The organism is Streptococcus ruminantium (assembly GCF_003609975.1).
GTDB lineage: Bacteria > Bacillota > Bacilli > Lactobacillales > Streptococcaceae > Streptococcus > Streptococcus ruminantium.
Genome location: NZ_AP018400.1, coordinates 723,607 through 739,072 on the forward strand (window position 1 = coordinate 723,607; position 15,466 = coordinate 739,072).

14 protein-coding genes are annotated in these 15,466 nt (G+C 43.0%); 12 read left to right on the forward strand and 2 right to left on the reverse strand.

Features of this window, described 5'->3' with window-relative positions:
- The first annotated feature begins 1 nt into the window (after position 1).
- The 7 genes from uxaC to pheT all read left to right on the forward strand — a co-directional run bounded on the left by uxaC (position 2) and on the right by pheT (position 10,393).
- The gene (uxaC, locus tag SR187_RS03525; RefSeq protein WP_120171534.1) at positions 2 to 1,402 is read left to right on the forward strand and encodes a glucuronate isomerase; all 1,401 of its coding nucleotides are present in this window, start codon (positions 2 to 4) and stop codon (positions 1,400 to 1,402) included.
- Positions 1,403 to 1,415: 13 nt separating this feature from the next.
- Positions 1,416 to 2,516, forward strand: coding sequence for a mannonate dehydratase (locus SR187_RS03530; protein WP_120171535.1), 1,101 nt, complete (start codon positions 1,416 to 1,418; stop codon positions 2,514 to 2,516).
- A gap of 2 nt (positions 2,517 to 2,518) precedes the next feature.
- Entirely contained in the window at positions 2,519 to 3,358 is an 840-nt protein-coding gene (locus tag SR187_RS03535; RefSeq protein WP_024532418.1) for an SDR family oxidoreductase, read from the forward strand.
- 2 nt (positions 3,359 to 3,360) lie between these two features.
- On the forward strand, positions 3,361 to 4,158 hold the full coding sequence (locus SR187_RS03540) for an HAD family hydrolase (protein WP_120171536.1): 798 nt from the start codon (positions 3,361 to 3,363) through the stop codon (positions 4,156 to 4,158).
- Positions 4,159 to 4,200: 42 nt separating this feature from the next.
- Positions 4,201 to 5,991 (forward strand): glycoside hydrolase family 3 protein, encoded by a 1,791-nt coding sequence (locus SR187_RS03545; RefSeq protein ID WP_120171537.1) that lies wholly within the window; start codon positions 4,201 to 4,203, stop codon positions 5,989 to 5,991.
- 577 nt (positions 5,992 to 6,568) lie between these two features.
- A complete protein-coding gene (gene pheS / locus SR187_RS03550; protein ID WP_120171538.1) occupies positions 6,569 to 7,612 on the forward strand; it encodes a phenylalanine--tRNA ligase subunit alpha in 1,044 nt (347 codons plus the stop codon).
- A 381-nt stretch (positions 7,613 to 7,993) separates the two neighbouring features.
- Complete coding sequence (gene pheT / locus SR187_RS03555) at positions 7,994 to 10,393, forward strand: phenylalanine--tRNA ligase subunit beta (RefSeq protein ID WP_120171539.1); 2,400 nt, start codon at positions 7,994 to 7,996, stop codon at positions 10,391 to 10,393.
- A gap of 296 nt (positions 10,394 to 10,689) precedes the next feature.
- Here pheT and SR187_RS03560 read toward each other — a convergent pair whose 3' ends face one another.
- Both SR187_RS03560 and SR187_RS03565 read right to left on the reverse strand, forming a co-directional pair.
- On the reverse strand, positions 10,690 to 10,992 hold the full coding sequence (locus SR187_RS03560) for a hypothetical protein (protein WP_024532056.1): 303 nt from the start codon (positions 10,990 to 10,992) through the stop codon (positions 10,690 to 10,692).
- 87 nt (positions 10,993 to 11,079) lie between these two features.
- Positions 11,080 to 11,562, reverse strand: a complete 483-nt coding sequence (locus SR187_RS03565; protein ID WP_120171540.1) for an NUDIX hydrolase — start codon at positions 11,560 to 11,562, stop codon at positions 11,080 to 11,082.
- A 172-nt stretch (positions 11,563 to 11,734) separates the two neighbouring features.
- On the opposite strand from SR187_RS03565, the gene folE reads away from it, so the two are divergent.
- The 5 genes from folE to SR187_RS03590 are packed head-to-tail and all read left to right on the forward strand — an operon-like array spanning position 11,735 to position 15,334.
- The gene (gene folE / locus SR187_RS03570; protein ID WP_120171541.1) at positions 11,735 to 12,298 is read left to right on the forward strand and encodes a GTP cyclohydrolase I FolE; all 564 of its coding nucleotides are present in this window, start codon (positions 11,735 to 11,737) and stop codon (positions 12,296 to 12,298) included.
- Positions 12,299 to 12,306: 8 nt separating this feature from the next.
- Positions 12,307 to 13,119 (forward strand): dihydropteroate synthase, encoded by an 813-nt coding sequence (folP, locus tag SR187_RS03575; protein ID WP_120171542.1) that lies wholly within the window; start codon positions 12,307 to 12,309, stop codon positions 13,117 to 13,119.
- A complete protein-coding gene (gene folB, locus SR187_RS03580) occupies positions 13,112 to 13,474 on the forward strand; it encodes a dihydroneopterin aldolase (RefSeq protein WP_120171543.1) in 363 nt (120 codons plus the stop codon). The genes folP and folB overlap by 8 nt, the downstream gene beginning before the upstream one ends.
- Positions 13,471 to 13,974, forward strand: a complete 504-nt coding sequence (gene folK / locus SR187_RS03585; protein WP_120171544.1) for a 2-amino-4-hydroxy-6-hydroxymethyldihydropteridine diphosphokinase — start codon at positions 13,471 to 13,473, stop codon at positions 13,972 to 13,974. Before folB ends, folK begins: the two co-directional genes overlap by 4 nt.
- 43 nt (positions 13,975 to 14,017) lie before the next feature.
- Complete coding sequence (locus tag SR187_RS03590; protein ID WP_120171545.1) at positions 14,018 to 15,334, forward strand: GntP family permease; 1,317 nt, start codon at positions 14,018 to 14,020, stop codon at positions 15,332 to 15,334.
- Positions 15,335 to 15,466: the final 132 nt, after the last annotated feature.

Genomic DNA, 15,466 nt, shown 5'->3' on the forward strand with positions numbered 1-15,466 from the left:
CATGACATTTAATGATAGATACTTTATGTTGAAAAATGAGCCGGCAAAGAAACTGTATGAAAAAATAGCTGAGCTACCCATTTATGATTTTCATTGTCACCTTGACCCAAAGGAAATTTATGAAGACAAGGTCTATGAAGATATTGTTGATTTGTGGCTAGGCGGTGATCACTACAAGTGGCGCTTGATGCGGGCAAATGGTATTCCGGAGGAAGAAATTACTGGCTCTGCTAGCAAATTGACTAAGTTTAAGGCATGGGCAAGAACCTTGGAACGTGCTTATGGCAATCCACTTTACCACTGGAGTCACTTAGAATTAAGGCAGGTATTTGGGGTGGAAGAGCTATTAACAGAAGAAAATGCAGAAAAGCTCTACCACCAGCTCAATGCCTATTTGCAGGAACATCAGATTAGCCCGCGTAAACTGATTGCAGATGCAAGGGTTGCTTTTATCGGTACAACCGACCATCCACTGGATCATTTAGAATGGCATAAACAGTTGGCTGAAGATCCAGAGATGGAGACAGTGGTTGCACCGACCTTCCGCCCAGATGAAGCCTTTGTAGAACATCGTCATTTCAGACAGTTTGTGAAGCGATTAGAAGAACTTACCGGTCAGGCAGTATCAGATTTTACTAGTTTTGTGACTGCCTTGGCTCAGCGTGTAGCCTATTTTGCTCAGTGCGGTTGTAGGGCAAGTGATATTAGCTTTACAGCTATTTGTTATGAAGAAGCCTCTATCATGGAGCTAAATGATATTTTACAGGCTAGCTTGGCAGGAAAAGTGGCTAGTCAGTCCAGTGTCAATAAGTGGCAGACTGCTATTTTTAGAGAACTCTGTCGCCTCTATAAAGAATATGGTTTTGTAACACAAGTTCATTTTGGAGCTTTGCGTAACAATCACACAGGTCTTTTTGAAAAACTAGGAGCGGACGTTGGTGTGGACTCAATTGGAGATCAGACGAGCCTGACAGTTAACTTAAATAGATTATTAGATGACTTAGTTCAGGAAGATGCCCTTCCAAAAATGATTTGGTACAACCTTAATCCGATTTACAATATTGCCCTAGCTAATACTCTAGCAAATTTCCAAGCCAACGAAGAAGGATGTCGTAGCCAGTTGCAGTTTGGGGCTGGCTGGTGGTTCAACGACACCAAGTTGGGAATGATTGAGCAGATGAATGCCTATGCAGAGCAAGGAATGCTAGCTAACTTTGTCGGTATGTTGACCGATTCACGTAGCTTCTTGTCCTATCAACGTCATGATTATTTCAGACGAATTTTAGCTAGCTATGTCGGGCAGTGGATTATGGAGGAAGAAGTGCCAGAGGATTACGATCGTCTAGGACAGTTTGTTGAGGCTATTTCTTACCACAATGCCAAAGAGTTTTTTGAACAATAAAGGAGAATAAATCATGAAAATGTCTTTTCGTTGGTACGGGAAGAAGGATCCTGTTACTCTTGAACAAATCAAGGCAATACCGGGGATGCAGGGGATTGTGACGGCTGTCTATGATGTGCCAGTTGGTCAGGCTTGGCCTTTGGAAAATATTCTAGAGTTGAAAAAAATGGTGGAAGAGGCTGGACTTGAGATCACTGTAATTGAGTCTATCCCAGTTCATGAGGATATCAAGCAAGGAAAACCAAATCGTGATGAATTGATTGAAAACTATAAAACATCTATTCGCAATGTGGGGGCAGCAGGTATTCCAGTGGTTTGCTACAACTTTATGCCTGTATTTGATTGGACGCGGTCTGACCTTCACCACCCACTTCCAGATGGTTCAACCTCGCTTGCCTTTCTCAAGTCTGATTTGGCTGGTGTAGACCCAGTGGCAGACGATTTGAACCTACCAGGTTGGGACTCATCTTACTCCAAGGAAGAGATGAAGGCTATCATCGAAAATTATCGTCAAAATATCTCTGAGGAAGATTTGTGGGAGAACCTGGAGTATTTTATCAAGGCCATTATGCCGACAGCTGAAGAAGCCGGTGTGAAGATGGCTATCCATCCAGATGATCCACCTTACGGGATTTTCGGTCTACCACGCATCATCACAGGCCAGCAAGCTGTTGAAAGATTTCTGAACCTTTATGATTCAGAAAATAATGGTATCACCATGTGTGTCGGTTCCTACGCTTCTGATCCGAAAAATGACGTGCTAGCAATGACTGAGTACGCTCTCAGACGCAATCGTATCAACTTTATGCATACTCGAAATGTAACAGCGGGTGAATGGGGCTTCCAGGAGACAGCTCATTTGTCACAGGCTGGTGATATTGATATGAATGCCGTCATCAAGCTTTTGGTGGATTATGATTGGCAAGGAGCTTTGCGCCCAGATCATGGTCGCCGCATCTGGGGAGATCAGACCAAGACACCGGGTTATGGCTTGTATGACAGAGCACTGGGGGCGACTTATTTCAATGGTCTTTACGAGGCAAATATGCGAATAGCAGGTAAGACACCAGATTTTGGAATTACAGTGAAAACAGTCGGAAATAAGGAGGAATAAGAATGACACGTGTGATTGAATTTAAGGACAAAGTGGTTGTCATCACAGGAGCAGGTGGAGTACTCTGTGGTTATTTGGCTAAGGAATTTGCCAAGGCTGGTGCCAAAGTTGCTCTTTTGGACTTAAACGAAGTAGCTGCTCAAGTCTTTGTTGATGAGATCAAAGCAGCAGGAGGGATCGCTAAAGCATACAAATCCAATGTCCTTTCCAAAGAAAATTTAGAAGAAGTACGCCAGCAAGTATTGGCTGATTTTGGTCCAGCAGATATTTTGGTTAACGGAGCAGGTGGAAACAATCCTAAAGCGACAACAGATAATGAATTTCATGAAGTCGGACTTCCTGCGGATACCAAAACTTTCTTTGACTTGGACGAAGCAGGCATCAATTTTGTTTTCAATCTCAACTACCTTGGAACCTTGTTGCCGACACAGGTTTTTGCTCAAGATATGGTAGGGCGTGCTGGAGCAAATATTATCAATATTTCCAGTATGAATGCTTTTACACCTTTGACAAAAATCCCGGCCTATTCAGGGGCAAAAGCAGCCATCAGCAACTTTACACAGTGGTTGGCTGTACATTTTTCAAAGGTTGGTATTCGCTGCAATGCTATTGCACCGGGCTTCTTGGTGACCAATCAAAACCGTGGTTTGCTCTTTGATGAGGCAGGACAGCCAACGGCGCGTGCTAACAAGATTTTAACCAATACACCTATGGGGCGTTTTGGGGAAGCAGAAGAGTTGGTAGGAGGTGTATTCTTCCTAGCAGATGAGAACCTAGCTAGCTTTGTAAATGGCGTTGTTCTCCCAATTGATGGTGGCTTTTCAGCCTATTCGGGAGTTTAGTCATGAAGTCTGATTACGTGTTTTGTGTTGATTCTGACGGTTGTGTCATGGATACCATGACTTATAAGCACAAGCTTTTCTTCGGCCCTTTAGCTGCGGATGTATTTGGGATTGAGGATAGAGAACCTTTTTTAAAAGAGTGGAATCGGGTTAACCTGTATTCACGTACTCGAGGTATCAACCGCTTTGTTGGGCTAGTCACAGGTTTGGACTTTGCTGGGGTGGCTAACATTGAAAAACTGAAACATTGGGTCGAGTCAACAGATTCTCTCTCCAATGCTTCTTTGGAAAAACTCTTGACTGAACGACCATCAAAAGATTTAGAATTAGCTCTAGAATGGTCCAATCAGGTCAATCAATCCATTAAGAACTATACTGGTCCAGTCCTAGCTTTTATCGGTGTTCATAAAGGTCTAGAAAAACTAAGTCAACTCGGAAAAGTTTACGTGGTTTCATCTGCCAATAAAGAAGCAGTAGAAGAAGAATGGACAGATCAAAGTTTAATGGGCTACGTTACAGAACTCAACTGTCAGGATAGAGGTAAAAAAGAAGATGTGATTAAGCGACTGGTTGATGAAGGCTATGATCCAAATAAAATTATGATGATAGGTGATTCACCTGGTGATTTGAAAGCAGCTGAGCTTAATAAAGTACATTTCTACCCGATTTTAGTTGGACAGGAGTTACACTCATGGGCAGACTTAGCCGAGAAAGTGGCAGAAGACTTTGTGGCTCAGCGCTTTACGACCGAATATGAAATGAGCTTAATAGATACATTTTGGAAAAATTTAGACGAGTAAGAAAGGGCTAGGGGTACGCCCTTAGCTTTTTTGGAGGCAGAAATGACAAACTTAGTAGATTTACGAAAAAAACCTTACAATTTAGATGAAGAAGCTATCGCTTGGATTGAAACAACCATCGCTCAGATGACCTTGGATGAGAAAATCGGTCAGCTCTTTGTCAACATGGGAAGTCAGCGGACAGAAGAGTATTTGACAGGTGTATTAGAAGATTACAAGATTGCCGCTGTTCGCTACAATCCTGGACCGGCAGCAGATATTTGGGAACAAAATAATATCTTACAAACCAAGTCTAAAATCCCGCTCTTGATTGCAGCCAATACTGAATCAGGTGGCAATGGTGCCGTCACAGATGGGACAAAAATCGGTGATGAAATCAAAATTGCCGCTACGAATGATCCACGTTATGCCTATGAAATGGGGAAAATTGCAGGTTTAGAAGCCTCTGCTGTTGGCTGTAACGCTTCTTTTGCACCAATCATGGATCTCAGTCGCAACTGGAGAAATCCTATTATCGCCAACCGAACTTGGGGAGCCCATGTGGAGCAAGTACTTGAACTATCAAAAGAATACATGCGTGGCATTATGGAACATGGAATCATTCCTTTTGCGAAACATTTTCCTGGGGATGGTATTGACGAACGAGATCATCACCTCTCTTTTGCTTCAAACCCAATGACCAAGTCTGAATGGATGGAAAGCTTTGGACGCATCTATGGTGAAATGGCTGAAGCTGGGCTTCCCGGAATCATGGCTGGCCATATTCATTTGCCAAATGTTGAAAAAGAAATGCACCCTGAACGTGAGTTGGATGAGATGTTACCAGCTTCGCTCAATAAAACACTTTTGGATGAGCTATTGCGTGGAGAATTGGGCTATAATGGTGCTATTGTAACGGATGCTAGCCACATGATTGGTATGACCGCTTCTATGTCTCGGCGTGAATTGTTGCCAACTGCTATCGAAGCTGGTTGTGACCTCTTCCTCTTCTTTAATGATCCAGAAGAAGATCTACAATGGATGAAAGAAGGTCTGGCAAACGGTCTCTTGTCTGAGGAACGGTTGCACGATGCCCTTCGTCGGACATTGGGCTTGAAAGCCAAGCTCGGTCTTCATCAGTTTGAGGGTCGTCGCCATGAGATGATGTTACCAAAAGAAGAAGCTCTAGCCTTGATTGGGACAGAAGAAGCTAAACATCTGGCTAAAGAAGTGGCAGATAAGGCGATTACCTTAGTCAAAGCCAAGCAAGAAGGAGTCTTCCCTGTGACACCAGCCCGTTACAGACGTATCTTGTTGGTAGAAGTAGATGGCTACAAGGGAGGTTTTGGCGCCCTTATCAATTCAGGTAAAAAGCGAGCTTCAGATACCCTGAAAGAATTGTTAGAAGCTAGAGGTCATGAGGTATCTATCTGGGAAAATACAGAAGCGCGGATTGCCAAGCTACCAGAAGAGGAAAGACCAGCAGCTATTGCCAATGTTTACGCTTCTAAACGCCCAATAGCAGAAATAACAGACCATTATGACCTAATTATCAATCTGGTTGATGTTAACTCTGGCGGAACCACCCAACGGATTATCTGGCCAGCCGCTAAGGGAACGCCAGACCAACCTTTCTATGTTCACGAGATTCCAACGATTGTCGTGTCCGTTCAACACCCGTTTGCACTTGCGGATATGCCACAGGTAGCAACCTACATCAATGCCTACGATGGCCTACCAGTCACCATAGAAGCCTTGGTAGAAAAATTGGCAGGAGAATCAGAATTTATCGGAGTATCTCCTGTAGATGCCTACTGCGGTTTACTAGACACGCATATTTGGCGTGGAAACTAAGTCACTTTACGTTTAATGTTGATGATAGTGACATGTGTACGAAGCACCAACATCTCAAATGATCCATGTATCTTCGGAAAAAGCAGTTATTGACATTTTCCACGTGGTAAAATAGCCTTGAAGTCCTCCAATATCAAACTCCTCTGTGATGGTTGAACTGCACTCAAAAAGTTAGAGAACAAATCTAATGATTGGGGTGTAGTTCAGATACGCAGTAGGAGTTTTTTAGAAAGATTTCTTGCTAAAATTTCCATAATTTGCTAAACTAATTAGTGAAGTCAAATAAAACTGTTTTCTATCCAAATAGAATCATTTTATGTGACGACTCAGCTCCCCTCTTAAAGGTTAGCTGAAAACTTACAGAAGACAAAATTGAATAGAAGTCTGTGAGACTAGTAAACCTATGGAAACTGTTCAGGGAGTTGAGCCGAGACTGCAAGCTCAATCAGTGAAAGTTGGTCGAATTCACTCACACGAGGACTTAAAAATAAGGTCTGCATAGCAGATGAAAACGGATGGTACCGCGTGACAACGCTCCGAGATGGGTGAAGTCATGCGTTTTTTTATTGGAGGAATGATGTCAAATATTGAACAACAACTGGCCGAATTGAGCCAAACCACGTTAGAAAAATTAAAAAAAATCCAACACCAAAGCGAAAAAGAATTACAAGATTTGCGTGTTGCTGTCTTGGGGAAAAAAGGTTCGCTGACAGATTTGCTTAAAGGACTCAAGGAGTTGCCAAATGATGTGAAACCGATTATTGGCAAACAAGTCAATGAGGTTCGGGATGTCCTAACGGCAGCCTTTGAAGAAACAGCGAAAAAGGTAGCGGAAGCAAAAATTAAACATCAACTGGCTGCGCAAACCATTGATGTGACTCTTCCCGGTCGTCAAGTTAAGGTCGGAAAACGTCATGTTCTAACCCAAACCTCTGAAGAAATCGAAGATATTTTCTTAGGCATGGGCTTCCAAATCGTTGATGGTTTTGAAGTGGAAAAAGACTACTATAACTTTGAACGCATGAATTTACCAAAGGACCATCCAGCCCGTGACATGCAGGATACTTTCTACATAACGGAAGAGATTTTGATGCGTACCCATACATCACCTGTTCAGGCACGTACCATGGATCAGCACGATTTTTCAAAAGGTGCTCTTAAAATGATTTCACCGGGACGTGTGTTTCGTCGTGATACAGATGATGCGACCCACAGTCACCAATTCCATCAGATTGAGGGCTTGGTTGTCGGCGAGAATGTCTCCATGGGAGATCTCAAGGGGACTCTTGAGATGATTATCAAGAAAATGTTTGGGGAAGAGCGCCAAATTCGTCTGCGTCCGTCTTATTTTCCATTTACAGAGCCCTCTGTTGAGGTTGATGTTTCTTGTTTCAAGTGTGGTGGTGATGGTTGCAACGTATGCAAGAAGACAGGCTGGATTGAGATTTTAGGAGCCGGCATGGTCCACCCACAGGTACTGGAAATGAGCGGTATTGATTCGACTAAATATTCTGGTTTTGCCTTTGGTTTAGGTCAAGAACGTATTGCCATGCTCCGCTATGGAATCAATGATATTCGTGGATTTTATCAAGGAGATATACGATTTTCGGAGCAGTTTTAACGTAGCACTACTCAAGGCTGACAAAGTCAGCTCTTAAGTAGACGGAAATCGCTATTATGCGAATTCCTTGACTTGATCACCTTGCTAGTTTTTTTATGCAAAAGTACCGTTTTGCTTGAAAAACTGTTGCAATTTGATGCTCATAAATTTACCTATTTATGAGAAGCCAGTCGTTATCGTGAACTATCTAACAACCTTACTCGTCAAAAGTTGAAAAATATCGGATTGTTACAGAGTATCCCTAAGCTTGTTTGGGGTGATTATTCGGTGATGGAAACGATAATGATGCGGTGAGGTTGGAAGAGTTGGGGCTGAATAAAAATCTTATCTTCTTAGGTAAGCATTCCAAAATCTTTCGATTTGAAATATAAAGAGGAAAATATGTTAGTAAGTTATAAATGGTTAAAAGAATTAGTTGACTTTGAAGCAACGAGTAGCGACTTGTCAGAAAAAATGTCAACAACGGGAATTGAGGTAGAAGGAGTTGAGCAAAAGAGTGCAGGTCTTTCTAAGCTCGTTGTGGGACAAGTTGTCTCTGCGGAGCCAATTCCAGATACCCACCTTCATATCTGTCAGGTGAATATCGGTGAAGAGGTGACACAAATTGTTTGCGGTGCACCAAATGTGACATCAGGTATCAAGGTTATCGTTGCTTTGCCGGGTGCACGTATTGCAGGCAATTATAAAATCAAGAAAGGTAAAATCCGCGGAGTGGAGTCTCTGGGGATGCTCTGCTCATTGAGTGAGATTGGTGTCTCAGACTCTGTTGTACCAAAAATCTATGCGGATGGTATCTACCACCTGCCAGCAGAAGCGGTTGTGGGAGAGCCGATTTTCTCTTACCTAGACCTTGATGATGAAATCATCGAGCTATCCATCACGCCAAACCGTGCTGATGCTCTATCCATGCGTGGAGTAGCTCATGAAGTAGCTGCGATTTATGACAGTCAGGTCAACTTCAAGCAAGTAGCCTTGAATGAGAGTGACAAAAAAGCCAGTGATGTGATTGAAGTAGCGATTGAGTCCAACAAGGTGACAGCCTATACAGCGCGTGTCATTGAAGATGTAACCGTTGCCCCAAGTCCACAGTGGCTGCAAAACTTGCTTATGAACGCAGGTATTCGTCCAATTAACAACGTAGTTGATATTACCAATTACATCTTGCTCTACTTTGGACAGCCTATGCACGCTTTTGATTTTGACAAGTTTGAGGACAAAAAAATTGTAATTCGTCAAGCAAAGACTGGTGAAAATCTGGTTACACTTGATGGTGAAGAGCGCAACTTGATTGCAGATGACCTTGTGATTTCTGTCGCAGATAAGGCGGTTGCCTTAGCTGGTGTCATGGGCGGAGCAGATACCGAGATTGATGATGATTCTAAGACGGTTGTTCTAGAGGCTGCTCTTTTTGATGGCAAGTCTATCCGCAAAACTTCCAGTCGCCTAAACCTCCGATCAGAATCCTCCTCTCGCTTTGAAAAGGGGATCAACATAGCGACCCTATGTGAAGCGATGGATATGGCGGCGGCTATGATTGCTGATTTGGCTGGCGGTCAAGTCCTGTCCGGTATCGTGTCTGAAGGGACGGTAGACACTTCTGATGTACCTGTCACAGCAACCATTGAGTATGTTAACCGTTCGCTCGGTACCAACCTTGACTACACCCAAATAGCCGATATTTTCCGTCGTTTGGGTATGGAAATAACTGGCGATGCAAGTCAGTTTACAGTAGCAGTACCATGTCGCCGTTGGGACATCCGCATTCCAGCAGACTTGGTAGAGGAAATCGCTCGCATTTACGGATATGATAATCTTCCGACCACTCTTCCAAAAGAGGATGGAACAGCAGGCGAGCTGACTCTGACCCAGCAAATTCGTCGCCAGGTTCGACACTTGGCAGAAGGTGCAGGTTTGACGGAAATCATCTCCTACGCCCTTACAACACCTGAAAAATCAGTAGAATTTGCGGCCCATCCAACCACTGTAACCGAACTTATGTGGCCAATGACTGTTGATCGTTCTGCCCTTCGTCAGAATATGGTATCCGGCATGTTAGAGACAGTTGCCTATAACGTTGCCCGTAAAAATAAAAACCTAGCCCTCTACGAGATTGGAAAAATCTTTGAACAATCTGGCAATCCAAAAGAAGATTTGCCGCAAGAAATCAACAAGTTTGCTCTTGTTTTGACAGGCTTGGTTGCAGAAAAAGATTTTCAGACACCAGCGGTAGCTGTTGACTTCTTCCATGCTAAAGGGATATTGGAAGCCATCTTCGGTCATTACAAACTGGCTGTCGATTTTGTGGCGACAAGTGAGATTTCCGCTCTACACCCAGGTCGTACAGCGGCAATCCATTTGAATGGGACTGCTATCGGCTTTGTTGGTCAGGTACATCCTCAAACAGCTAAGGACTACGGTATTCCAGAGACCTATGTGGCTGAAATCAATCTTGATGCGATTGAGGCGGCTCTACAGCCTGCTCAGCCATTTGTCGAAATCTCTAAATTCCCATCTGTTAGCCGTGATATTGCCCTTCTTTTGAAGAGTGACGTTACCCATCAGGATGTTTTGGATGCTATTACAGCAGCCGGTGTGAAGCGCTTGACAAAGGTAAGTCTTTTTGATGTTTATGCCGGTAGCAATATTGAGGTTGGCAAGAAATCAATGGCTTATAATCTGACCTTCCAAAATCCTGCGGATAGCTTGACAGATGAAGAAGTAGCCAAGTATATGGAAAAAATCAGTAAGAGCTTGGAAGCTCTCGGTGCTGAAATCCGCTAATAGCTCCTTATGCCCCATTGAGGCCTTGATAAGATTTGAAAATCCTAGTTTACGGACTAGGATTTTTTTTGGAGGAATGGACAGTCGCATAGAGCAGATTGGAAATATGAAACACGGATTGCTGTGATTTACTTCCAATGCTACGTTGAGATGGTGATACGAACTTTAAAAAGTGAGGCTGGGAAAATACTAATAAAATCACAAAAAGACTCGAAGGTTAGTTTACATAAATCTTCAAGTCTTTTGTACTATCGCTGGTTGTCCATTTTTGACTAAAAATGGAGTTCTTGTCTATCTTATAAAATAAACGGTTCAATCGTCAAGTTAACAGTGTCACCGTATTTAGCCACAAGATCTGCTGCTAGAGGGTGATAAAGTTCCCGTAGGTGTTCAATTTTGTCAGGAAATTGCTTGCCGATATAATCAAATTTACATTCGATAGTATGAAAAAGCTGATGGAACAGCTCATTTATACTATGTAATCGAGCAATCATCTCTTCATCTTCCTTGAGAAAATCTGGAATATCTGTGCGATTATCGACAAAACCATCAATCAGTTTTACGGGAAAAGATCCGTATTCGAGGACAAATTCATACATGGGTTTCTCCTTGTCTATTTTTATGTCTATACAAGATAGCTGTGTTGGTGATTAGAGGAATTCATATTCTAAAATCAAGATGTTTGACTATTCTTCGTAGAAATCCACACTGTATTCGAGCAGTTTATCACCATCATAGCGGAAACAGGCAGAGAAAAACGGACGATTCTCCAGCAACCATTCTTGAAAATGCCGATCTCCCTCCCAAGTCGGCTTGGATAAGACCTGGTCGTAGGGCACCCATTCCAAATCTCCTTCGCTACATTCAATTAAGTTCCCTTCAAAACCGGTAATCTTAAAAACATAGGTGTACCAGTCGCAATTTGGCGTAAAATCTGGAAAGGTGATAATCCCTTTTAGTGCATGCTGGGTGACGGTGAGACCTGTCTCCTCGAAAACTTCACGAATAGCACATGCTTGCGGTGTTTCACCGGCCTCTAGCTTGCCACCTACCCCGATCCATTTTCCTTGGTGGACATCATTTTCTTTCTTATTGCGATGAAGTAAGAGGAACTCCCTGCCATTATCAATGTAACAAATAGTTGCTAGTTGGACTGGTTTCTTTGTCATGTCTTCTCCTTGTGGTCAATTAGCTTTATTATACCACAACTAGGGGAGAAAAAAGGAAGTTCTGGGTTCAACAATCTGTCCAGGGACAGTTTTGCTTTCCGAAAGACAAGAAGGCTTTTCCTGAAAACAATTTTAAGGTATAATGAAACAATCAAACCATTTAGGATGTCTTATGTCAAAACAAGAACAAATTGAACAAACTATCTATCAATTACTGGAATTACTAGGAGAAGATCCCAAGCGTGAAGGTTTATTAGATACACCAAAACGTGTCGCAAAAATGTATCTCGAAATGTTTAGCGGTTTACAGGAAGATCCAAAAGATCAATTTACGGCCGTCTTTTCCGAAGGGCATGAGGAAGTCGTTTTAGTCAAGGATATTCCTTTCCACTCTATGTGCGAACACCATCTGGTCCCCTTTTATGGTATCGCTCATGTTGCCTATATTCCAAGCAAAGGACGGGTAACAGGCCTAAGCAAACTGGCACGGGCGGTAGAAGTGGCCAGTCGCCGTCCACAGTTACAAGAACGTTTGACCTATCAAGTCGCTCACGCTCTACAAGATGCTCTTAATCCAGAAGGAGTTTTTGTTATGGTAGAAGCCGAACATATGTGTATGAGTATGCGTGGTATTCGTAAGCCGGGTAGCAAGACAGTGACAACTGTAGCTCTAGGTAAATACAAGGAGGATGCTATTTTGCGCCGTGAACTTTTATCCATGATTCATAACAAATAGGAGGAAATATGTCACTCGAACGATTAGCTAAACAAGTATCTATAATGGGAATCCTCAATGTAACACCAGATTCCTTTTCAGATGGTGGAAGTTATAATGAAATTGAAACTGCTCTAGCCCAAGCAGGGCGATTATTAGCAGCAGGTGCAAAGGTGATTGATGTCGGTGGCGAATCAACTCGTCCAGGTGCTACATTTGTTACAGAAGAAGAAGAGATTGCCCGTGTAGTTCCAATCATTCGTGCGCTCAAGGAAAAATATGACTGCCTGATTAGTATTGATACCTATAAAACAGGAACCGCTCGAGCAGCTCTAGAGGCTGGGGCGGATATTCTCAATGATGTTTGGGCAGGTCTCTATGATGGGAAGATGCTCGCCTTGGCTGCTGAGTATCAGGTCCCCATCATTCTCATGCACAATCAAAAAGAGGAAAGCTATCAAGACATCGTTAGCGAGGTGAGGGATTTTCTCATTCAACGTGCTCAAGCAGCCTTGGCTGCTGGAGTAGCGCCAGATAAGATTTGGCTAGACCCAGGCTTTGGTTTTTCAAAAAATGTCCAGCATAACCTTGACCTGCTGCAAGGCTTGGATCAGTTGACAAATTTGGGCTATCCAGTTCTCTTTGGAATTTCCCGTAAGCGAGTTGTCGATCACTTGCTTGGTGGCAATACACTTTCTACAGATCGAGACCAAGCCACAGCGGCCCTATCAGCCTGGGCAATCATGAAAGGTTGTAAAATGGTTCGTGTCCACAACGTGGAAGCCAATAACGACCTAGTAAAAGTTTGGGACCAACTGATTTCAGGAGGAGAGAATGGATAAAATTTCGCTCAACAAGTGTCGTTTTTATGGCTATCATGGAGCCCTTAAAGAAGAACAAGTTCTCGGTCAGGTTTTCACGATAGACTGTGACCTATTTGTTGATTTGACAGCAGCTTCCCAATCAGACCAGCTAGAAGATACAGTCCATTATGGCTTGGTGTTTGAGACCATAAAAGATATTGTAGAGGGCAAGCCCTATGTTCTCATCGAAAAAGTAGCAGGTGTGATTTGTCAGGAAATTTTTGCTCGCTTTCCAAAGGTGGAGAAAATTCGTCTGGCGATCTACAAGGAAAACCCTCCTATCGCAGGGCATTATGATTCAGTCGGTATCGAGTTGGAGCGCAAACGCCCATGAAACATCTAGCCTATCTCAGTATCGGAGGAAATATGGGAGACCGCCTAGCCTATCTACAGGCAGCCTTAGAAAAATTAGACAATCATAAGGACTGTCAGCTAGGACTCGTTTCCTCCATCTATGAAACCCCAGCTTGGGGAAAAACAGATCAAGCAGATTTTCTCAACCTCGCCTGTCAGGTTTATACAGACCTATCTGCCCAAGATTTTTTAGCTTTCTGTCAAAAAATTGAACAGGATTTACACCGAGTTCGACTTGAAAAATGGGGGGAACGAACCATTGACCTCGATATTATTTTTTGGGATCAAGAAAGGATTGCAGAGGAACATTTAGTTGTCCCTCACCCCTACGCTCAGGAGCGAGCCTTTGTTCTTATCCCTCTCGCAGAGATTGCAGCTACCTATTGCCATCCAGTATTTGGAAAGACGGTTGCAGATTTATTAGCAGAACTTGGAGAACAAAAAGACATTAGAATATTTAGTAAACCTCCCTTTGAATAAAATACCATCATCAGAGGGAAATAGAGATGTATGAAGGAGAACCATGACACTTTTAGCACTTTTAGGAGTTTTATTGGCGATTGTTGCCATTATCTACTGGACATCAAAGAACTTGCATGTCATCATTGCAGCCCCCTTGGCTAGTTGCATCATCATCTTGACCAATCAGATGAATATTCTTGAGATGATGCTAGGAAAAGAGCAATCTTACATGACCGGTTTGGCTAGTTTCCTCATCAACAATTTTGCCATTTTCATGCTAGGCTCTATCCTCGCTCGTTATATGGAAGCAAGCGGAGCAACTCAGACCATTGCCGATAGCATTTTGAAAATGATGGGAAAAGACAGTCCTTACAAGGGCTTACTAGCCATCACTCTTATAGCCTCTATTTTGACCTATGGAGGCGTAAGTATTTTTGTAGTGATTTTTACCCTCCTTCCTCTATCGCGTCCTCTCTTTAGGGAGTTAAATATTAACTGGGCCCTCTTTCCACTCCCTGTCTTTCTGGGAGCAGGAACCTACACCATGACAACCTTACCGGGAGCACCATCTATCCAAAACGTTATTCCAACAAAAGCCCTAGGAACTAATTTGGCCGCAGCTCCAGTCATCAGCCTAGCTGCCAGTCTGACCTTGTTTGTTTTCGGCTTGCTTTATATGGCCTATTGTCTCAAAAAGAGTTTAGCAAATGGTGAAAGCTATACGGAAGAAGAGGAGGAGATGACAATAACCACGCCTGCTAAGGCACCAAATCTTTTCTTGTCTATTCTCCCTCTGATCAGCTTGATTGGAACCATCTTTCTTTTGAGCAAGTTACCTAATGTTTTAGCAGTCGGCTTACTAGTATCTATTATGCTAGCTGCTCTCATTTTCCGCCCTTATTTGCTGAATCAAAAAGAGATTTTAAACTCTGGCGCGACTGCCTCTATCATTCCTGCTTTTGCAACTTCCAGCACAGTAGCATTTGGTACCGTCTTGACATTATCAACTGGCTTTACCATTATCCAAGAGTGGATACAACAAATTCCAGGCTCCCCGCTTCTCAGTCTATCTATTTCAACAGCACTTGTTAGTGGGATTATCGGCTCTTCATCTGGTGCTGTAGGTATTGCAACCAATAATTTTCTTCCAACTTATCTGGAAATGGGGATTCATCCCGAATTGCTACACCGTGTCATCGTTGTTGCCTCAGCTATCTTGACAGTCGTACCACAGTCCGGTGTCATGATTACTTTCCACAATCTATCTAAGTTGAGCATGAAACGTGGTTTGAAGTATTCCTTTATCCTAGTGACAGTTGGGCATCTCCTAGCCTTACTAGTTATTCTGCTATTAGCATCTTTTATCTATAAAACTTAAACCAGTAGCTCCTCACAGGTGAGTGAGCAAACATGTGCCTCACTTTCACGACCCCATCTAGCCCACCTTGTCATCCGTTTGCTCTCTCATAAATTTTAAAATTTATTGTATCGAGTGGCTTGCTTCATGCTA

What these genes read in the sequence shown, in the direction of transcription:
- SR187_RS03530 (WP_120171535.1), top strand. Translation starts at nt 1,416, where the DNA reads ATGAAAATGTCTTTTCGTTGGTACGGGAAGAAGGATCCTGTTACTCTT.
- SR187_RS03560 (WP_024532056.1), bottom strand. Translation starts at nt 10,992, where the DNA reads ATGTATGAATTTGTCCTCGAATACGGATCTTTTCCCGTAAAACTGATT.
- SR187_RS03535 (WP_024532418.1), top strand. Translation starts at nt 2,519, where the DNA reads ATGACACGTGTGATTGAATTTAAGGACAAAGTGGTTGTCATCACAGGA.
- folB (WP_120171543.1), top strand. Translation starts at nt 13,112, where the DNA reads ATGGATAAAATTTCGCTCAACAAGTGTCGTTTTTATGGCTATCATGGA.
- folE (WP_120171541.1), top strand. Translation starts at nt 11,735, where the DNA reads ATGTCAAAACAAGAACAAATTGAACAAACTATCTATCAATTACTGGAA.
- SR187_RS03565 (WP_120171540.1), bottom strand. Translation starts at nt 11,562, where the DNA reads ATGACAAAGAAACCAGTCCAACTAGCAACTATTTGTTACATTGATAAT.
- SR187_RS03540 (WP_120171536.1), top strand. Translation starts at nt 3,361, where the DNA reads ATGAAGTCTGATTACGTGTTTTGTGTTGATTCTGACGGTTGTGTCATG.
- SR187_RS03545 (WP_120171537.1), top strand. Translation starts at nt 4,201, where the DNA reads ATGACAAACTTAGTAGATTTACGAAAAAAACCTTACAATTTAGATGAA.
- uxaC (WP_120171534.1), top strand. Translation starts at nt 2, where the DNA reads ATGACATTTAATGATAGATACTTTATGTTGAAAAATGAGCCGGCAAAG.
- SR187_RS03590 (WP_120171545.1), top strand. Translation starts at nt 14,018, where the DNA reads ATGACACTTTTAGCACTTTTAGGAGTTTTATTGGCGATTGTTGCCATT.
- pheT (WP_120171539.1), top strand. Translation starts at nt 7,994, where the DNA reads ATGTTAGTAAGTTATAAATGGTTAAAAGAATTAGTTGACTTTGAAGCA.
- pheS (WP_120171538.1), top strand. Translation starts at nt 6,569, where the DNA reads ATGTCAAATATTGAACAACAACTGGCCGAATTGAGCCAAACCACGTTA.
- folK (WP_120171544.1), top strand. Translation starts at nt 13,471, where the DNA reads ATGAAACATCTAGCCTATCTCAGTATCGGAGGAAATATGGGAGACCGC.
- folP (WP_120171542.1), top strand. Translation starts at nt 12,307, where the DNA reads ATGTCACTCGAACGATTAGCTAAACAAGTATCTATAATGGGAATCCTC.